The following is an 18,730-nucleotide window of genomic DNA, read 5'->3' as shown; positions in this document are numbered from 1 at the left end:
CACCGAACGGGAAAGCGGTGCCGAGAAGCCTCAGCACCGCTTTATCGTATCCGAATTGCTTTCACCCACTTATGGAATCAAAATTCGGGATGACTCATGTTTTTTTAGATAGTCATACTATTTGTACATCACATGTACGCTTCGTCTCTCCCTCGCCGTAATTGGATAACATTTAATTTATTAAGGATTATCAGCAATGGATAGGCTGGATCGAACTCGTGCCAGCGAAATCCGCCAAAATTTGCCCGACCCCCATATTTGTGATGATTATTATGATAGGATTCACCCATCATTAGGAAATCGAAGGGAAATAGATTTTTGGCCGTATCGTCCACCTCGAAATTCGTATAGCCATAGCGATGTGCATACCAGTTGATGATAGCACCGTGAACAGGGCCCATGAGAAAATGTACGGGTAATAGCAGATAAAACCAGGGTGACGTAGCGAACTGAATATAAAACAGTGTATAGGCCGTTCCCCAGGCCAACCGCACCAACCAACGATCTCCAAACTGCTCCATCCACTTCCAATTAGGCACACCTTTTTTGAATTTCGCAGGGATAGAATCCCGATTCTTCACTATATCATTATAGTAAATCCGAGTCTTCCACATCATATCGAACAGATTTTTAGAGAATTCGGGTGAGTGGGGGTCTTGCTCAGTATCGGCGTGGGCGTGGTGCAATCGATGCATAATACCATAGGCACGCGGACTCAGAAATGAAGAGCCCTGACCAATAAATGTTAGTACATAAAAGACTTTTTCCCAGCCTTTGCTCATAGTGAACATCTGATGGGCCGCATAGCGGTGGAGAAAGAGCGTTTGCATCAGCACAGATAAATACCAGTGCGCCAAAAAGAAAGCGAGGATAATCATAATAAAGAAAGCTCCCCTCTCCTGTTTAGGAGAGGGGCCGGGGGTGAGGTAAGGCACAAAATTGTCCTTCCTTTCCCGCTACCTTTCTGATCTATATCAGTCAGCTAACTGATAGTCATCAGGATACTCTTATACAGATATAAATCAGCTACGCACCTGACATATATCAGGATTTGCGCTACGAAATACCCCCACTTTTGAGCCATCAAATCAACGCGCTCATGAGCATTATCTTTTTTATGATCGGTATTAGTCTGCTTATGGCCCTGGGGTTTCTGGGGGCGTTTTTCTGGTCGATGAAAACTGGTCAGCAGGACGATCTGTATACTCCCTCGATCCGGATGCTGCTCGACGATGATTCCGTAGATATACCTGAAGATTAATCAAATACCTAGTAACCTCTGTACTCGCTCACTATGAATGTTTCGTTTAATCCATCGCCCACAGACGTAAAGTTCGAGCGACAAACTGGCCGCTCCGTTACGCAGCCACCAGATCGTGACCTGATAACCCCAGTGGAGCATTTCGCATACGATAACCGGATTGTCCGCAATTTCGCTATCGCCACTATTGTCTGGGGTATTATTGGTATGCTGGTTGGTGTACTGATTGCCAGCCAATTGTTTGCACCATCGGCTAACCTGAATAATCAGTATACCACCTTTGGCCGGATTCGCCCGCTCCATACCAACGCGGTGATTTTTGCGTTCGTCGGTAACGCCATTTTTATGGGCATATATTACTCGTTGCAGCGACTGTGCAAAGCGCGCATGTTCAGCGATCTGCTTAGCAAAGTTCACTTCTGGGGTTGGCAATTGATTATTTTGTCGGCAGTCGTAACGCTACCGCTGGGACTGACAACTTCGCACGAATACGCCGAACTCGAATGGCCCATTGACATTGCCATTACACTGATCTGGGTCGTGTTTGGCGTCAATATGTTCGGTACGATTGTCAAACGACGCGAACGGCATTTGTATGTGGCCATCTGGTTTTACATCGCCACGTTCATTACCATTGCTGTGCTACACGTGGTCAACTCGTTCGAGATGCCGGTGAGTCTGTTCAAAAGCTACTATCTCTACGCTGGAGTGCAGGATGCGCTGGTACAATGGTGGTACGGCCACAATGCAGTCGCTTTCTTTCTGACGACGCCGTATCTGGGCATGATGTATTACTACCTACCCAAGATGGCTAACCGCCCGGTGTATTCGTATCGACTGTCGATTCTCCACTTCTGGGCGCTGATTTTTATTTACATCTGGGCCGGACCGCACCATTTGCTTTATACGTCTTTGCCCGACTGGGCGCAATCGCTGGGCGTAGTTTTCTCGATAATGCTGATTGCTCCCTCCTGGGGTGGCATGATTAACGGACTGCTGACACTCCGCGGGGCCTGGGATAAAGTGCGCGAAGATACTCTCCTAAAGTTTATGGTGGTGGCACTTACCGCGTATGGGATGGCCACGTTTGAAGGGCCGATGCTATCGCTCAAAAACGTGAACGCTATTGCTCACTTTACTGACTGGATCGTTGCGCACGTACACGTTGGTGCATTAGGGCTGAATGGGTTTCTGACCTTTGCGATTCTGTACTGGACCATTCCACGCATCTACAAAACACCCTTGTATTCACAAAAACTGCTGAATATTCACTTCTGGATTGGTACGCTCGGCATTCTGTTTTACGCCGTTCCGATGTACATCGCAGGTTTTACACAGGGGTTGATGTGGAAGGAATTTACAGCGGAGAGTGTCCTGAAATATTCATCCTTCCTCGAAACGACGCTGCAAATTTTACCCATGCACCAGATGCGCGCTATCGGGGGAACGCTCTATTTAATCGGTGCCATTCTGATGGGCTATAATCTCTTCAAGACAATGGCGGCTGGTACGTTGGTCGCCAACGAAAACGCCGAAGCGCACGCCCTATCCGTCGTCTACAAACCAACGGGTTCCGATCAATTCTGGCATCGCTGGATTGAGCGCCGGCCATTCCAGTTACTGGTCGCGTCGTTAATCACGATTTTGATTGGATCGCTGGTTGAGCTGGTACCCACCTTTATGGTCAAGTCCAATATACCAACCATTCCTTCGGTACAGCCCTACACAGCACTCGAAGTACAGGGCCGGGATTTATACATCCGCGAGGGATGCGTCAACTGCCATAGTCAGATGATCCGTCCATTCCGAAGTGAAACTGAACGTTACGGCGAATATTCCAAAGCGGGTGAGTTCGTCTATGATCACCCATTCCTGTGGGGGAGCAAACGTACCGGACCAGACCTACACCGCGAAGGTGGCAAGTACCCCGACTCGTGGCACTATTACCACATGAACGATCCAACGTCAATGTCGCCGGGTTCTATAATGCCTCCCTATCCCTGGCTACTGACTCAGCAGCTCGACATTTCCACGACATCGGCCAAACTGAGTGCGCTGAAAAAAGTGGGCGTCCCTTACGATGATCAGACGATTTCGGCTGCGAATGAAGATCTCAACAAACAGGCAGCCGACGTTAGTGCCCGACTGGCCAAGGAAGGTATTAAAGTCAAACCCGACCGCGAAATCGTGGCCCTGATTGCCTACCTCCAGCGGTTAGGAACGGATATTAAGAAAATGGAAACCGTTAACCAGTGATGAGTGATGAACGATAAGTGATGAGTGGGTTGACACATTCTATTCATTACTCATCACTTATCATTCATCACTCATCACTACAACATACTATGTTCAAGCAATTTATCTCAAAAATTCCCGGAGCCGATCTCTACATGGTAGGCTCGTTCCTGACGTTTTTCGTCTTTTTTCTCCTGGTTGGCTTGTATCTGGTATTAGCCGACAAACGCCATCTCCGGCAAATGGGTAATCTCCCCCTGGACGAAGCTCCCCGCGACTAATCGACCTTTCTTATGAATCTCTTTTTAACCATCCTACTCGATCCGTCGACCGAAACCTCAGTCTGGAACCTCACTTCAGGTGAAGACTTGCTGCGGATTATACTCCTGATGTTCGTGGCTGTCGGGACGGTTTTGCTGCTGGCTATTACGCTTTACCTGGCCTACATTCTGCGGAAGGCGTTGGCTCCAGACGTAAAAAGCACCCCAATCGATACGCGGACGTTCTGGCAACGCGTATCGGACCTGAAACCATTGAGTCAGGAAAAAGACCTACTGATGGAACATGCCTACGACGGGATTGCCGAACTCGATAACCCAACCCCGACCTGGTTTATGGGCCTGTTTTATGGAACTATAGGATTCGCTGTAGTGTACTGGGCTATTTTCCACGTCTTCCGCACGGATAGTGTTATGGAGACAGAATACAATCAGGAAGTAGCAATAGCCGAGAAGGAACGGGAAGCGTATGTAAAATTAGTGGCGGGTAAAATCAATGAAAATTCCGTAACGCTGCTCGCTGATAAAAAAGGTATCGACGCTGGCAAAACGCTATTTAATCAATACTGTACCGCCTGCCACGGTCAGAATGCCGAAGGCAAAGTAGGCCCAAACCTGACGGATGAATACTGGCTGCATGGTGGTACCATAAAAGCAGTTTTCCACACCGTAACGGAAGGTGTTCCCGAAAAAGGCATGATTTCCTGGAAAAAACAACTCAATCCGCTCCAGATCCAGCAGGTATCCAGTTATCTCCTTTCGCTACAAGGCACCAAGCCCACCGGAGCCAAAGAACCCCAGGGCGAAAAAGTAACTATGCGTTAATGTAGAGATGCAATCCTTTATGTCTCTACAAAAATAAAAATCGATGAATCCCCAAACTCTCCATACTAGCCCCATTCGTCAGCGACTTTACCCTCGCGTGGTGAAAGGACGCTATTATCGCTGGCGGACGGCGGTTGCCTGGGCACTGCTGGCGGCTCTATTTGCTGGACCTTTTTTGAGTTATAATGGGAATCCTCTATTCCTGTTTAACGTGCTGGAGCGGAAGTTTAATTTCTTCGGCGTCACATTCTGGCCGCAGGATTTTTATCTGGTTGCCATTGGTTTATTGGCATTTATCGTCTTTATTGCGCTGTTTACGGTCATTTATGGACGGGTATTCTGTGGGTGGGTTTGCCCCCAGACCATCTTCCTGGAGATGGTTTTTCGTCGCATCGAAATCTGGATTGAAGGCGAGCCCAATGCCCGCAAACGACTTGATGCCGCGCCCTGGACAACTGAGAAAGTTCTAAAGAAAACGGCCAAACACAGCCTTTTTCTCCTCATTTCGCTCGCTATCAGCAATACTTTTCTGGCATACATCATTGGCAAGGATGTCTTGCTGACAATCATAACCGACAATCCCATCCATCACCTTGGCGGGTTAGCTGCCATTCTGATTTTCACGGGTGTTTTCTATGCTGTATTTGCACACGTACGCGAAATTGTCTGCACGACCATTTGTCCCTATGGCCGTTTGCAAAGTGTATTGCTGGATAAAAAATCAGTCGTTGTTGCGTATGATGATGTGCGGGGTGAACCGCGAGGCAAGCTGCAAAAAGCAAGAGCTGCCGAGATGGCAGGGTTTGCAGGGAGTGCTTTGATAGCTACGACCCATCCAAGCCCAGCCACGCCCGCCCCAAAAGGTGACTGTATAGATTGCAAACTTTGTGTGCAAGTCTGTCCGACTGGGATCGACATTCGGAATGGCATTCAAATGGAATGCGTCAATTGTACGCTTTGCATCGATGCCTGCGACAATGTAATGGATAGAATCAGTCGACCGCGCGGCCTGATTCGCTATGATTCGCAGGAAGGTATTCAGACCCGCCGGCCCTGGCGAATGACGCCCCGGATGATTAGTTATAGTTTCGTACTGATGCTGTTGATGGGAGTATGGGCATTTCTGCTGGTTAACCGTTCAGATCTGGATACGACGATTCTGCGGGCGCCGGGGCAGTTGTATCAGCGTGAAGCCAAGGGTAAGATATCCAATCTATATCTGGTTGAATTGGTCAATAAAACGCACCAGAATAAACCGGTTACGTTTCGCGTGGATTATCCGGGCGCTGCGCTTAAGCTGGTACAACCTATTCCTCAAGCTCCTGCTGGCGAACTGACAAAAGGTATATTTTTCATTCTGTTACCTGAAAAAGCCATTCACCAAAGCAGTACGAAACTTACCATCGAAGTCATCTCAGAAGGTGTCGTGCAGAATAGAGTTAAAACAACGTTTTTAGGACCTACTCAATGAGCGAAGAGTGAAAGTGCGAATATGCATCTGTCTCTCTTTCGTACTTTCACTCTCTCACTCTTTCACTCATTAAAAATGAACTGGGGGAAATCAATCATACTTGTGTTTGTGCTCTTTGCAAGCTTTATCGGTACAATGGTGTATCGAATGACACGCCAGCATATCGACCTGGTCAGCGATAATTATTACCAGAACGAAATCGATTTTCAACAACAAATCGACCGCGTAAACAACGCCCGATCAGCTGCTCCTGTCACCATAACTTATCAGGCCGATCAGCAACAGGTAGTGTTTGTACTACCCATCACCCTTCTGAAAGGCGAAATTACATTTTACCGTCCCAGCGACCGTCAACAGGATTTTCGGTTGACGATTGCCGCCGATCACTCCATTCGGCAGGTTGTTCCAACCCAGTCGCTGGCAAAAGGGAATTGGCGTGTGCAGTTCACGTGGTCGGATGGGCAGCGCGACTACTATCAAGAAGAGCAATTTTTTCTGTAAGACGATGTCACCCTGGCTTGCCACCGCTTTCCTGACGGGTCTGATTAGCAGTCTGCACTGCGTGGGTATGTGCGGCCCACTGGTTGCAGCCCTGCCTGTTGGCCGGTTGCCACGGGGAAAGCGGTGGCAGGCTATCGCTTTATATCATACTGGCCGTATGGCCATCTACAGTGGATTAGGAGCACTGGCCGGTACAATGAGCTTCGGCCTTCAATTGCTAAACTGGCAACGACCACTAGCCATTGGTGGAGGTATCTTTCTACTGTTAAGTTTTGCCGGACGAAGAAGATTGCCCAGCCGATTTCGCTGGCCCTGGTTATCCAATCAGGTAACTACTCTTTTTCGGAAAACACTAAACCAGCCTAACTGGATTGGTTTTGCCGGGCTGGGTAGTTTAAATGGGCTCCTGCCCTGTGGGTTCACCTATTTGGCCCTCGCAGGAACCTTATCCACAACGACACCGCTGGCAGGAGTGGCCTACATGCTGTTATTTGGGTTGGGAACGTTACCCGCTCTGCTAGGCGTCAATTTGATAACTGACTGGCTAACAGCAATTGGACGCCAGCGGCTAAATCGATTTCTTTCAATGGCTACTATTGCAGTGGCTCTGCTCCTGATTTGGCGCGGATTGGCCCAGTATCAACTGCCCATAGCCCCGGCAGATGTGATTCCTCTCTGCCGGGGATTTCTGCCACACTAAGTCAAAGCAGATTCAAACTCATCATACCCGACAAAAATTGAAGGCAACCGTCTTTGATCCGGGAAAATTCACCGACTAAACTGGTAGCGTGTCGCTCAAGAGTGGCCGACAGATTAAAACGGGTATTATCGCAGGAAGGCTTTTCCTGGTGAAATTTACAATCAATACCTTCGCAAATCAGGTCACGAGTGAACCAGTCGAGTTTAGTTTGTAGCTTATTCAAATCCCGGTAGTAATCAACTGCATCGTGGCGAAGGCTGCGGCAATTATATAAGTTCATGACCTCCAGCAGCAATGAGCGTAGTTGCTGGATTTCGACTTCCTGCTGGTGAATAAGCCGTTGCCAGTATTGATAATTCTGGTGACAGATAACGGGCGTTATAGGCTGAGGTAACGGATTAACGACGGATTGAGTAGTCATATCAGTTGCGGTTTAACGAGTAGTCAGAGAAGGTTGCTGCATCTGGTAACCCAGTTGCGAAAAAAGATCGGCGCTGTCGACCGGTCCTGAATAGCGCCAGAGTTCCTGCCCCCGCTGTAACAGCACAAAAGCGGGCAAGGCCGTAATACCAAAACTACGAACGACTTCGGGATGTGTGCTATCACTAACGCGCATGATCTGCACTGTCGGGTTGAGGAGCGAACGGACGTTTTCCAGCAGACGGTCTACCTCGGCACGTTGGGCCGGGGCAGCGGATGTACAAACTAGCAACATGGGATGCTGAGGTGTCGCCGTGAGCAACGAAGACGGAGGTGCCATAGCAATAAACAGATTAATGGTGGTAAAATTGATCGATTTACCTTTGGTAAACGTTGAGAGAGATCAGTGCACCATCTGATTAAAATCAGCCGTGTTCGGTATATTGGCGTTTACTTTGCAGCCAGAAACTAACCTGTATGTTCGACGACTCATTTGAGGCCGTTTTCACCCACGCTACGATTGGAATCATCGTTACCGATGAACAAGGGAGGATCGTGTCTGCCAATCGCTACGCCCGCTCTCTGTTTGGCTACAGCGAAGAGGAGATGAACGACTTATCCATCGATGCGCTGGTGCCTGATTCAGTGGCCCCCCGTCATGCTCAGTTGCGGGCTTCGTTCAATGCGAATCCGCAGGTGCGGGCTATGGGTCACGGACGCGATCTGTTTGCCAAGCGGAAAGATGGTTCGGTGTTTCCGGCTGAAGTCAGCCTGAGTTTTTTTTACCGCGATAATGCCCTGCTGACCGTCAGTTACATTATTGACATTACGGCAAAAAAAGCGGATGAGCAGACTGTACTGCAACAGAAAAGCCGCATTGAGCAACTCAACGCCGAACTCGAACAGAAAGTGGCCGACCGTACCCACGCCCTTATGACGACGTTGCATCAGCTGGAACAGTCGAAGGACGAACTGGCGAAAGCCCTGGCCGCCGAACGCGAATTGGGTGAGTTGAAATCACGATTCGTTTCGATGGCTTCGCACGAATTCAGAACGCCCCTGAGTGCAGTGCTCACCTCGGCGTCGCTGATCGAGAAGTACCCCAATACAGACCAGCAGGATAAACGACTTCGGCACATCCATCGAATTAAATCGTCCGTCAATCACCTTAACGATATTCTGGAAGAGTTTCTATCAGTCGGTCGTCTCGAAGAAGGGCGCGTTGAAGCTACCTGGTCGCGGTTCAACTTGCCGGAATTAATTACATCGGTGGTGACCGATCTGGGCGATATGCTAAAATCGGGTCAACGCATCGATACACAGTTCGATTGCCCAAAGCCGGTCTATTCCGATCCCTCGTTACTGCGGAAAATTATCGTGAATCTGCTGTCGAACGCTATCAAGTATTCTGCTGAAAATCAGACTGTTCATATTACTGCCCGTTGTGAAGAAACTTCTTTTCTACTAACCGTTCGAGACGAAGGTATTGGGATTTCGGCTGAGGATCAGACGCATTTATTCGAACGGTTTTTTCGGGCTAAAAACGCTACTAATTTCGCTGGTACGGGCTTAGGACTGCATATTGTGGCTCAATATGTCAACTTGTTGGGGGGTACTATTGAGCTAAGCAGCCAGTTAGGCGAAGGCACCATCGTATCACTTACTTTTCCTTATGAAAACGATTCTGCTCATTGAAGATAACGCGGCTATTCGGGAAAATACAGCCGAAATTCTGGAACTGACTGGCTACCGCGTACTGACTGCCGAAAACGGTAAAATAGGTATTGAACAAGCCCTTGCCGACCGGCCCGATCTGATCATCTGCGACATTATGATGCCTGTTTTAGATGGGTATGGCGTGCTACACATCGTCAATAAAAACCCTCAGTTGGCTGGCATTCCGTTTATTTTTCTGACGGCCAAATCCGAACGGGTTGATTTTCGCAAAGGCATGGAGCTAGGTGCTGACGATTATCTGACCAAACCCTTCGATGATACTGAATTGCTCAACGCAGTCGAGAGCCGATTCAACCGATTTAAACAATTTCAGGCGGATGCCTATAATCTGAAGCAGGAAGGGCTTACGCAATTTCTAGCCGATGCCCGCTCGATGGGTGGCCTAACGAATTTATCCGCTGATCGCAAAATACATCACGTTCCGAAAAAGCAATTTATCTATACCGAAGGCGACGAACCCACACGCCTGTTTTTTCTCAAAACTGGACGTGTTAAAACGACGCGCACCAATACCGATGGTAAAGAACTCGTAACCGGCCTTTACGGCCCTGGCGAGTTTTTTGGCGAGTTAGCTTTATTGGAAGAAACAAATTACACCGATTCGGCCTTAACGCTCGATGATGCCGAACTGATTTATATTCCTAAAGACGATTTTCGGCAATTGCTGCTGGCACAACCCGAAATAAGCCGGGAATTCATCCGGTTACTAGCCGGACGAGTCAGCGAAAAAGAGACTCAATTGCTGGGAATGGCCTACAGCTCGCTACGTCGACGCATTGCGGATACATTACTACGCCTTCAGGAGCCGCTACCCAATGGAGACCCCGCCCCCCCCATCCAACTCTCGCGCGACGATCTGGCCGCCGTAGTTGGTACAGCAACCGAATCGCTGATTCGCAACCTCACCGAATTTAAAAACGACGGACTTATCGAGATTACTGGAGCGGGCATCCGCGTTTTGCAGCCCGACAAACTCCGCCGGGCCAACTGGTAAAAAGTGTAGCTGATTAGAATCAGCTTTGGAACTAAGCAAGCTCAGCTTTGGGCCGGGCTTGTTCGCGTACTTTTGGCAAAAATCAATTGCCAGAAAAACGCATGAAAAAAGCGCTGTTACTTACGGATGGTTCGATCGATATGGCCTTGTCGTTGCGTCAATGGCTGGAAACGTCAGCAGAGCCCATCGACCTGACAGTCGTTTATGCCCTTTCAACTACGCAACTGACCAGCCAACCACTAAAGGCGGCTCCTTATTACGAAGCCAAAAAGGTTGCCAACGAGCGGCTAAACCGCTGGCTAACTTTTCTGCCACAAAATGATCGACTCCATCCCGATCCATCTCAAAAACACCAGCTTCATACTGAAATTTTGTTGGGCGAACCTGAATTAGTACTTACTATTCATTTGCTGATTCGTCGGTATGATTATTTGCTGGTTGATCCCGTACAGCCAGAAGTCATCTCAACGTTTGAGGCCTGCCAAAGCCAGATTATGACTCAATTGAAATGGATTTGTCTATCTGAGCGATTAGGCCCGCCGTTGGTGTCTACTGCCGAAGTGGTCTACACCTATTCCGTTTAAGCTGATCCATTCAGGCATCCAACGTATTCATTGAAGCTGTTTTAAATTTTCTTGTCAAACAGTTTCCTTTTCTGTTTGCTGAATAGGCGTTATTTTCTTCGAGCGCATCCCGAACGTAGCAATGGTCAGCATAGTGGCTGAACTAACAGGCATTAAAATAGCGGCTACAACCGGCGACAGATTTCCAAACAACGCATAACTCAGGCCAATCGCGTTGTATACCAAAGACACGCCAAAACTAAACCGAATCACGCGCATCCCGAACCGACTGTAACGCAGAAATTGCGGTAACTGACTCAGTGAGGCCGATTCCAGAATGGCGTCGCTCGACGGGGTAAATTGGATCGTATCGTCGGTGAGGGCAATTCCAACGTCAGCCTGTTTCAGTGCACCGGCGTCGTTCAGGCCGTCGCCAATCATAATCACTCGTTTGCCGTTGGCCTGTAGCTGCTTAATGAACGTTAATTTTTCCGATGGGCGACAATTAAACTGCATCTGTCCGCTCTTCGGAAACCAACGGACCAGGCCAGCCTGGGAATGGGCTGTATCGCCCGACAACAGGTACAATTGATAATCCTTTCCCAAATCGGTCAGTAGTTCGTCCAGACCCGGCCGAAACTGTGTTGGGAAGCAAAATCGACCGCGATAGCGATGATCGATACTCAGGTAGGTGGCTGTATCAGTCGATGGTAACGGATGAGGGTCAAACGAACCGGAATCGACAAACGAGTGCATACCTATTTTAACAATACGTCCATCAATTAATGCCTGAATACCCTGGCCGGGTACTTCGGTAAAGCCCTCAATTGACATTGATGACATATCTGAGAAATGAATCTCCAATTTACGACTGAGTGGATGAGCTGACTGTCGTACCAGTGTCGCTACCATGGTTTGTTCGATAGCACTCAGTGGTTGGGCAAATTCCTCCAATACGGCTGTTTGAGAAGTAGTAAGCGTACCGGTTTTGTCGAACACGATGGTATCACAGGCAGCCAATTGTTCGATAACATCAGCGTTTTTAAGATAGAGGTGTCGTTTACTGAGCAGTCGCAATCCATTACCCAGAGCAAATGGGTACGAGAGGGAAAGCGCACAGGGACAGGCAATAATCAACACGGCCGTAAACACGTTAACTGCTCGCGCCGGATCGTGTTGAGTGTACCAGTACAAACCGGCCAGCGTAGCTAACAGTATGACCGACAATGTGAAATACTTTCCAACGGCATCGGCAAACGTGCGGATGTGAGACGACTCGGTTTTCCGAAACACATCGTTATTCCATAATTGAGTCAGGTAACTTTGTGACACCTCACGTATAACTTCCAGTTCAATTGCTTCGCCAACTTGTTTTCCACCCGCATACAACAGCGCGCCCGGCTCTTTCGATTCCGGCTCCGATTCACCTGTCACGAAACTGTAGTCAACCCTGGCCTGGCCTTTGTAAAGCAAACCATCGGCCGGTATCAATTCCTGATTTCGCACCCGAATGCGATCGCCTTTTCGTAGTTGAGCGAGGGGTAATGCCCCACGCCCTACTACCGTTACGGCTAGCGGAAAATAGGATTTGTAATCACGCTCGAAGGATAGAAATTCATGGGTTCGCTGTTGAAACCATTTCCCACACAATAGAAAGAAAATCAGACCTGTCAACGAGTCAAAATAACCAGCACCACCGAGCACTAACACTTCATAGGTTCCCCGAAAAAAAGCAACCAGTATCCCCAGCAAAATAGGCAGATCAATATTAATGATGCCTTTTTTTAGGCTTGCCCAGACCGACTCGAAATAGCCCGATGCGGAATAAAACACGACGGGAATGGCCAGCAACAGATTAACGATACCAAACAGGTGCTTAAACGCAGGGTCATCAAGGCCAAGGTATTCGGGGAAACTGAACAGCATGATGTTGCCCGCACAGAATCCTGCGATGCCCAGTCGATACAAAAATGGTCGATTGGTAATTTTCTGCCCTTCTTTCACAACGTCGTTCAGGCTAATCAGGGGTTCATAGCCGACCGAAGCCAGCAATTCGACCACTTTACGGAGTGTCAGTTCAGCCGAATTATAGGTCAAGTGAACCTGTTTCTTCAGAAAATCTACCCGCGACTGCTGAATGGCCGGATTAATTCGGTAGAGGTGTTCGAGCAGCCACAAACAGGAGCTACAGTGAATGGTCGGAATGTAAAACGTAACCTTCGCTACCGAATCGCCCGAAAATTCCAGCAACTGGCTTATAATATCCGGATGATCCAGAAATTCCAACCGGGTTACCCCTGATTGGGATTTTCCCGGATTGGGGGCTCTGGTCTGGGCACGATCGTCAACAGAACCGATGGTATAATACTGACAAAGCTGGTGCTGATTTAGAATACTGTAGACGGTTTTGCAGCCATCGCAGCAAAAGTGCTTATCATCAAAAAGAAGGTCATCGTTAGCGCAATCGTTGCCACAGTGATAACAGGCTGTAGAAGAAATCGTTGCCGTATTCATCGCTCAGAATTTTGAAGCAAGTTGGCAACGAACCAAATCGTAAATACTGACAAGTATCAGTCATCAAGCTGATACGACTCAGGATTCAACAGCTTTATCAGTACCAAATTTGCGGAATGGAGGAAGGCATATTTGCCCTTACCACAATGCCCTATGCGACTCATCGACAAATACAACGTTCCCGGCCCACGCTACACCAGCTATCCAACTGTGCCTTTTTGGGATAATACAACGTTCAGCGAAGCCGCCTGGGTACAGAATCTCCGGCAGGCATTTTTTAGTAGCAATAGCCAGACCGGCATCAGTCTGTATATCCACCTGCCTTATTGCGAGAGTCTATGCACATTTTGCGGCTGTACAAAACGGATCACCCGCAATCACAACGTTGAAGAGCCCTATATCGACGCTTTATTAACGGAATGGAATACATACTGTGACTTACTTCCGGAACGTCCTCGTATTGCTGAACTTCATCTGGGTGGCGGAACGCCAAGTTTTTTCGCTCCAGAACAACTCGAACGGCTGCTAACCGGACTTTTTAGTCGAGCAATCCCTGCTGAATCAGTCGATTATGGCTGGGAGGGTCACCCCAACAATACAACACCTGAACATCTTCAACGGCTGTATAATTTTGGTTTCCGACGGGTGAGTTTTGGTGTGCAGGATTACGACCCCATAGTGCAACGCGCCATTCACCGCCCGCAGCCATTCGAGAATGTACGCCAAGTGACAAACTGGGCACGACAGATTGGTTACACCTCTATCAGCCACGATCTGGTCTTTGGCCTGCCCCTTCAGACAACGGATTCAATAGAAGACACCATTTATAAAACGCTGTCTCTTCAACCCGATCGTATTGCCTTTTACTCTTACGCCCACGTTCCCTGGCTAAAAGGAAACGGCCAACGGGGGTTCGATGAGCAGGATTTACCGTCTGGCGAACAGAAACGAGTTCTCTACGAAACAGGCCGAAATTTGCTTGAGCAGGCCGATTATGTTGAAATCGGGATGGATCATTTCGCACGAAAGCACGATTTACTCTACAAGGCCCTGCAGTCGGGAACGCTTCACCGGAATTTTATGGGGTACACAACCACTCAAACGCGGGTATTGCTGGGCCTCGGCGCGTCGTCTATCAGCGATGTTTGGTCAGCCTTCGCCCAGAACGAGAAAGATGTCGAGAGCTATATAGCCCAGGTAGTAGCTGGCGACTTGCCTCTGTTACGGGGCCATATCCTTGATGATCAGGACCAATTCCTGCGCCGACAAATTTTGTCTATTATGTGCCAGGGCAAAACGACCTGGCACCTTGGCAGTTGGTCGAAGAGCGAGTGGGCGCGATTAAGCGCTACGCTGGAATCGTTCTGGCTTGATGGTTTGTTGGAATATGATGCCGAAGGCTTACAGGTTCTGCCAGCAGGGCGCCCTTTTCTACGGAACATCTGCATGGCTTTCGACGAACGATTGACTTATAGTCAACCCCAAACCCGCTTGTTTTCGCAGACGATTTAATGATTTTCAGATCATCTATATACACCCACTCATTTACGAAACTGTTTCGTCGCCCTAAGAAAGAGATCGTTTACCCCCGATTTTGTATTTAGTTTCTCTCCCCCGCAGACAAGTATAACCATTGTTTACCAGGCACAAAACAGGCGCTGAATGATGCATAGCTCCGTTGCCATTATACACTAGATTGGCGTTCTACGCTAAATCACAGCCTACAAAAGCATTGAATGTCTGCTAATTAATGCCAGACTAAGGATAATCCTGAAAACTGCCGTATGACGATTGATGCATACAAAGTAGAAGCATCAAGTTGAATCGTTTATATGAAAAACAGATTACAGCCCTATTCTTCTGGCCATGAAACTTCTTTATCTGCTTTGGCTTTACTGTCTTTTCCCGATTGCACTACTGGCTCAGGCGCCTGATACCTACCCGGCTCATCCCGATTCGCAAATCAAACCCGGCGTTCCCAAAGGAGAGGTACTCAAATTCACGTTTGAATCATCTAAACTCTTTCCCGGTACCTGGCGAGAGTATTGGGTGTACGTACCGGCACAATACCAGCCCGATAAACCTGCCTGCGTATATATCAATCAGGACGGCATTCAGTGGCAGGCTCCCGCCGTATTCGACAATCTGATTCATCAAAAAGAAATGCCCGTTACCATTGGTATTTTCGTTATGCACGGGCGCGTCAAAGCGGCTAATCCTGACGCAGCTCTGGATCGCTTCAACCGCAGTTACGAATATGATGGTTTAGGCGACAGATATGCCCGATTTTTACTGGATGAATTACTTCCCGACGTGGAAACTCGGAAAACATCCGACGGACGAGCGATTCATCTTTCTCGCAATGGCAACGATCGGGCCATCGGAGGGTCCAGCAGCGGAGCTGTTTGTGCTTTCACCGCTGCCTGGGAGCGTCCAGATGCATTCAGTCGGGTATTCAGCACGATTGGTACGTATGTTGGTTTACGCGGAGCCGATCGCTATCCAACGCTGATCCGGAAGGTGGAGCCTAAACCACTACGCGTCTTTTTGCAGGACGGCACCAGTGATCACAATATCTACGCAGGAGACTGGTGGATGGCCAATCAAATGATGGAACGAGCCCTTACCTTTTCGGGCTACGAAGTAGAGCATATCTGGGGTGAAGGAGGTCACAATGGCAAACATGGCACGGCGATTTTCCCCGATGCGATGCGGTATTTGTGGAAAGGATGGCCCGAGCCCATTAAAGCGGGGACGTCGAAAAATCAGATGCTTGTGGATATTTTAGTGCCCAATGAAGGATGGCAACTCGTTGGCGAAGGCTACAAATCAACCGATGCATTGAGCACCAATGCCCAGGGAGACGTATTTTTTAGCGATGGCCCAGGCGGAAAAATTTGGAAGATCAGCCAGGGTGGGAAACCGAGCCTATTCGGCGACAATACAAATAAGATTGATCGACAGACAGTTAGCCCCGACGGACGAATGTACATGACGAGCGTAGCCACCAGGAAAATTGTAGCCCAGACCCCAACCGGAAAAGTAACACCCATTGCTGATGGGTTGGCGGGTAATAATCTGGTGATAGCTAACAATGGAGCTACGTACGTTACCAGTGTATCTCCCAACGCCAAAAATCATACTCAGGTGTGGTTAATTCAGCCCACAGGTAAAAAACAGGTGGTCGATACGGAATATTTTGCAGCAGGAGGAATCACACTTTCGCCTGATCAGACGCTGGCTTACATAGCAGACAACGATTCACACTGGGTCTATAGCTATTCAATTAAATCAGATGGCACGCTGGCTAATAAACAGCAGTATTATTGGCTTCACGCTCCGGACACAGCCAATAATGCAGGAGCAGAGGGCCTCAAAACCGATCGGGACGGGCGACTCTATGTAGCTACTCGAATGGGAATCCAAGTGTGCGATCAGGCAGGGCGGGTCAACGCCATCCTCCCAACTCCTAATGGAAAGGTATCTGACCTGTGTTTTGGAGGTACTAATTTCGATATACTTTATGCTACCTGTGGGGATAAAGTATATAAGCGTAAGTTAAACGTCAAAGGGGCTAATCCGTGGGACAAGCCTATCAAGCCAGCGACGCCAAGATTATAAGCTATATCTATTGAATTTAGATTACTTATTCGGCCGGTAGATAGACCCAGAAGGTAGCGCCTTCACCAGGCTTGCTGGTAGCTGTGATTCCACCACCATGATTAGTCGCAACCTGTTGGCAGATCGCTAAACCCACTCCGGTGCCCGCATATTCATTTTTACCGTGCAGACGCTGGAAAACCTGGAAAATACGGTCGACATACTGGGGATCAAAACCAATTCCCTGATCGCGCACACTGATTTGGTGAAACAGCGTTGCTGCGCTCTTCGGCCTGACTTCGCGTGGCAGCTCACTTCGCGGAACAACGATACTCTTCACCTCTACCCGCGGACGATGATCGGGTCGGCTAAACTTCAATGCATTGGATAGCAGATTCTGAAACAGCTGTCCTAGCTGCCAGGCTTCTCCATCTACTGTTGGTAAAGCATAAACCTCTACCTGAGCCTGTCGTTGGCTAATCGTCCAGTCAAGCGTGGTCAGTACATCGGCTACGACAGCGGATAATGAGACAGGAGCAAATTTTTGCTGAACCGTTGACAGTCGTGAATAAGCCAGCAAATCAGTAATCAGCGTAGACATCCGACTGACAGCCAGATTGATACGCTGGAGATAGTCGCGACTGATATCCGTTAGCTGGCCTTCTAGCTGGCTGGTCAGGAGCGCACTGAAGGATTGAATTTTGCGCAGAGGTTCCTGCAAATCATGACTAGCGATGGAGGCAAACTGCTCTAAATTATTATTGGAACGGTTTAACTCCTCAATCTTGCTTTCAAGCTGACCTTGTAATTGCTTCACACGGGTAAAATCGGTGAAGTGAATGACGACCTCCTCATCCAGTTTGAACGTACTCATGACATTATAGAGGTCAAGGCCGTCTTTATCGTAATGAATGTCAAACGTAAGCGGCTTGCCCGTTGTAAAGGTTTTAACCGGATTGGTAAAGCTCACCGTTTCGAGATAGCCCGGAAAAACCTCCCCCACCCGTTTTCCCTGCAGCTGTTCTGGTGTTGTGCTGGCATAGGAAGCGTAAGCCTGATTGGTGAATTTAAAGCGAAAATCAACGATTTCGCCCTGTTCAAAAACCGGCTGAAGCACTTGTAGGGGCTCCTTAAACAAATTGATAATCGTTTGCAAATACCGATTAGATTCAGCAACCTCCATCAATTGCACCTGAGGAGTAATGTCCTCTATCGTATGGATGATAAAAGCGACTTTTCCATCATTACCAATAACTGGTTTATTCACCGGTCGCCAGACGCGCCATTCCTGCTCACTTGTTTGAAGGTAAGGCCACTCATAGTGCTGATCAGCCATTAAATGCGTTTGCCTGGCCTGAATAACCTGAACCAGCGACTGCCGGAGTTGGGTAGCCATGTTATGACTGCTTTCCTCGCGAAAAAGCACATCGAATATGCCGCCACCCACCAAGGTCTCCCGCTGAATGCTTACGGCTCGCAGATAATCATCAGATACAGCTGTAATGGTAAATGTGGGTTCATCAGGTAGCAGCACCAGATGATTGCCGGGCATGGCATTTATGAGTATCGAATGGACGGCCAGGGCATCCCTGCCGGTTGCTGATATACTTCCGGAAGAAGATGAAAACATG

17 protein-coding genes are annotated in these 18,730 nt (G+C 48.5%); 12 read left to right on the top strand and 5 right to left on the bottom strand.

From position 1 onward, the window contains the following. Nucleotides 1–128: 128 nt before the first annotated feature. On the bottom strand, nucleotides 129–878 hold the full coding sequence (locus ACYVE4_RS08235; RefSeq protein ID WP_460996796.1) for an acyl-CoA desaturase: 750 nt from the start codon (nucleotides 876–878) through the stop codon (nucleotides 129–131). Nucleotides 879–1,099: 221 nt separating this feature from the next. Between ACYVE4_RS08235 and ccoS the strand changes: the two genes are divergently transcribed. The 7 genes from ccoS (at nucleotide 1,100) to ACYVE4_RS08200 (ending at nucleotide 7,271) form a co-directional block, all read left to right on the top strand. Further along, nucleotides 1,100–1,261 (top strand): cbb3-type cytochrome oxidase assembly protein CcoS, encoded by a 162-nt coding sequence (ccoS, locus tag ACYVE4_RS08230; RefSeq protein ID WP_460996787.1) that lies wholly within the window; start codon nucleotides 1,100–1,102, stop codon nucleotides 1,259–1,261. 33 nt (nucleotides 1,262–1,294) lie between these two features. After that, nucleotides 1,295–3,517 carry a cytochrome-c oxidase, cbb3-type subunit I gene (gene ccoN / locus ACYVE4_RS08225; protein WP_460996786.1) on the top strand — a complete coding sequence of 741 codons (2,223 nt, stop codon included), beginning with the start codon at nucleotides 1,295–1,297 and terminating at the stop codon, nucleotides 3,515–3,517. 89 nt (nucleotides 3,518–3,606) lie between these two features. Beyond that, nucleotides 3,607–3,777 (top strand): hypothetical protein, encoded by a 171-nt coding sequence (locus ACYVE4_RS08220; protein WP_460996785.1) that lies wholly within the window; start codon nucleotides 3,607–3,609, stop codon nucleotides 3,775–3,777. A 12-nt stretch (nucleotides 3,778–3,789) separates the two neighbouring features. Then, on the top strand, nucleotides 3,790–4,599 hold the full coding sequence (locus ACYVE4_RS08215) for a cbb3-type cytochrome c oxidase N-terminal domain-containing protein (protein ID WP_460996784.1): 810 nt from the start codon (nucleotides 3,790–3,792) through the stop codon (nucleotides 4,597–4,599). Between the two features lie 43 nt (nucleotides 4,600–4,642). Next, entirely contained in the window at nucleotides 4,643–6,070 is a 1,428-nt protein-coding gene (ccoG, locus tag ACYVE4_RS08210; RefSeq protein WP_460996783.1) for a cytochrome c oxidase accessory protein CcoG, read from the top strand. Nucleotides 6,071–6,091: 21 nt separating this feature from the next. Then, a complete protein-coding gene (locus ACYVE4_RS08205) occupies nucleotides 6,092–6,571 on the top strand; it encodes a FixH family protein (RefSeq protein WP_460996782.1) in 480 nt (159 codons plus the stop codon). 4 nt (nucleotides 6,572–6,575) lie between these two features. Then, nucleotides 6,576–7,271 (top strand): sulfite exporter TauE/SafE family protein, encoded by a 696-nt coding sequence (locus tag ACYVE4_RS08200; RefSeq protein WP_460996781.1) that lies wholly within the window; start codon nucleotides 6,576–6,578, stop codon nucleotides 7,269–7,271. Nucleotide 7,272: 1 nt separating this feature from the next. On the opposite strand, the gene ACYVE4_RS08195 is transcribed toward ACYVE4_RS08200, so the two are convergent. Continuing rightward, nucleotides 7,273–7,692 (bottom strand): hypothetical protein, encoded by a 420-nt coding sequence (locus ACYVE4_RS08195; RefSeq protein ID WP_460996780.1) that lies wholly within the window; start codon nucleotides 7,690–7,692, stop codon nucleotides 7,273–7,275. 12 nt (nucleotides 7,693–7,704) lie between these two features. Then, a complete protein-coding gene (locus tag ACYVE4_RS08190) occupies nucleotides 7,705–8,031 on the bottom strand; it encodes a thioredoxin family protein (protein ID WP_460996779.1) in 327 nt (108 codons plus the stop codon). A gap of 137 nt (nucleotides 8,032–8,168) precedes the next feature. On the opposite strand from ACYVE4_RS08190, the gene ACYVE4_RS08185 reads away from it, so the two are divergent. The 3 genes from ACYVE4_RS08185 (at nucleotide 8,169) to ACYVE4_RS08175 (ending at nucleotide 11,006) form a co-directional block, all read left to right on the top strand. Continuing rightward, a complete protein-coding gene (locus ACYVE4_RS08185) occupies nucleotides 8,169–9,386 on the top strand; it encodes a PAS domain-containing sensor histidine kinase (protein ID WP_460996778.1) in 1,218 nt (405 codons plus the stop codon). After that, entirely contained in the window at nucleotides 9,364–10,422 is a 1,059-nt protein-coding gene (locus ACYVE4_RS08180) for a response regulator (protein ID WP_460996777.1), read from the top strand. Before ACYVE4_RS08185 ends, ACYVE4_RS08180 begins: the two co-directional genes overlap by 23 nt. A 101-nt stretch (nucleotides 10,423–10,523) precedes the next feature. Beyond that, entirely contained in the window at nucleotides 10,524–11,006 is a 483-nt protein-coding gene (locus ACYVE4_RS08175) for a hypothetical protein (protein WP_460996776.1), read from the top strand. 54 nt (nucleotides 11,007–11,060) lie between these two features. Here ACYVE4_RS08175 and ACYVE4_RS08170 read toward each other — a convergent pair whose 3' ends face one another. Beyond that, on the bottom strand, nucleotides 11,061–13,499 hold the full coding sequence (locus ACYVE4_RS08170) for a heavy metal translocating P-type ATPase (protein ID WP_460996775.1): 2,439 nt from the start codon (nucleotides 13,497–13,499) through the stop codon (nucleotides 11,061–11,063). A 153-nt stretch (nucleotides 13,500–13,652) separates the two neighbouring features. Between ACYVE4_RS08170 and hemN the strand changes: the two genes are divergently transcribed. Together hemN and ACYVE4_RS08160 are read left to right on the top strand one after the other, a co-directional pair. Continuing rightward, the gene (gene hemN, locus ACYVE4_RS08165) at nucleotides 13,653–15,011 is read left to right on the top strand and encodes an oxygen-independent coproporphyrinogen III oxidase (protein ID WP_460996774.1); all 1,359 of its coding nucleotides are present in this window, start codon (nucleotides 13,653–13,655) and stop codon (nucleotides 15,009–15,011) included. A gap of 354 nt (nucleotides 15,012–15,365) precedes the next feature. Further along, nucleotides 15,366–17,120 carry an SMP-30/gluconolactonase/LRE family protein gene (locus tag ACYVE4_RS08160; protein WP_460996773.1) on the top strand — a complete coding sequence of 585 codons (1,755 nt, stop codon included), beginning with the start codon at nucleotides 15,366–15,368 and terminating at the stop codon, nucleotides 17,118–17,120. A gap of 25 nt (nucleotides 17,121–17,145) precedes the next feature. Here ACYVE4_RS08160 and ACYVE4_RS08155 read toward each other — a convergent pair whose 3' ends face one another. Beyond that, a complete protein-coding gene (locus tag ACYVE4_RS08155) occupies nucleotides 17,146–18,729 on the bottom strand; it encodes a sensor histidine kinase (RefSeq protein WP_460996772.1) in 1,584 nt (527 codons plus the stop codon). Nucleotide 18,730: the final 1 nt, after the last annotated feature.

Source organism: Spirosoma harenae, assembly GCF_054776975.1.
The sequence above is the reverse complement of the archived record's forward strand: the minus strand, read 5'-3'. Positions and strand labels throughout refer to the sequence as shown.

Excerpts from the sequence above, each read along its gene's own strand:
- hemN (WP_460996774.1), top strand. The coding sequence starts at position 13,653 with ATGCGACTCATCGACAAATACAACGTTCCCGGCCCACGCTACACCAGC.
- ACYVE4_RS08205 (WP_460996782.1), top strand. The coding sequence starts at position 6,092 with ATGCATCTGTCTCTCTTTCGTACTTTCACTCTCTCACTCTTTCACTCA.
- ccoG (WP_460996783.1), top strand. The coding sequence starts at position 4,643 with ATGAATCCCCAAACTCTCCATACTAGCCCCATTCGTCAGCGACTTTAC.
- ACYVE4_RS08180 (WP_460996777.1), top strand. The coding sequence starts at position 9,364 with ATGAAAACGATTCTGCTCATTGAAGATAACGCGGCTATTCGGGAAAAT.
- ACYVE4_RS08190 (WP_460996779.1), bottom strand. The coding sequence starts at position 8,031 with ATGGCACCTCCGTCTTCGTTGCTCACGGCGACACCTCAGCATCCCATG.
- ACYVE4_RS08215 (WP_460996784.1), top strand. The coding sequence starts at position 3,790 with ATGAATCTCTTTTTAACCATCCTACTCGATCCGTCGACCGAAACCTCA.
- ACYVE4_RS08170 (WP_460996775.1), bottom strand. The coding sequence starts at position 13,499 with ATGAATACGGCAACGATTTCTTCTACAGCCTGTTATCACTGTGGCAAC.
- ccoS (WP_460996787.1), top strand. The coding sequence starts at position 1,100 with ATGAGCATTATCTTTTTTATGATCGGTATTAGTCTGCTTATGGCCCTG.
- ACYVE4_RS08235 (WP_460996796.1), bottom strand. The coding sequence starts at position 878 with ATGATTATCCTCGCTTTCTTTTTGGCGCACTGGTATTTATCTGTGCTG.
- ACYVE4_RS08175 (WP_460996776.1), top strand. The coding sequence starts at position 10,524 with ATGAAAAAAGCGCTGTTACTTACGGATGGTTCGATCGATATGGCCTTG.
- ACYVE4_RS08160 (WP_460996773.1), top strand. The coding sequence starts at position 15,366 with ATGAAACTTCTTTATCTGCTTTGGCTTTACTGTCTTTTCCCGATTGCA.
- ACYVE4_RS08200 (WP_460996781.1), top strand. The coding sequence starts at position 6,576 with ATGTCACCCTGGCTTGCCACCGCTTTCCTGACGGGTCTGATTAGCAGT.
- ACYVE4_RS08220 (WP_460996785.1), top strand. The coding sequence starts at position 3,607 with ATGTTCAAGCAATTTATCTCAAAAATTCCCGGAGCCGATCTCTACATG.
- ACYVE4_RS08155 (WP_460996772.1), bottom strand. The coding sequence starts at position 18,729 with ATGTTTTCATCTTCTTCCGGAAGTATATCAGCAACCGGCAGGGATGCC.
- ACYVE4_RS08195 (WP_460996780.1), bottom strand. The coding sequence starts at position 7,692 with ATGACTACTCAATCCGTCGTTAATCCGTTACCTCAGCCTATAACGCCC.
- ccoN (WP_460996786.1), top strand. The coding sequence starts at position 1,295 with ATGAATGTTTCGTTTAATCCATCGCCCACAGACGTAAAGTTCGAGCGA.
- ACYVE4_RS08185 (WP_460996778.1), top strand. The coding sequence starts at position 8,169 with ATGTTCGACGACTCATTTGAGGCCGTTTTCACCCACGCTACGATTGGA.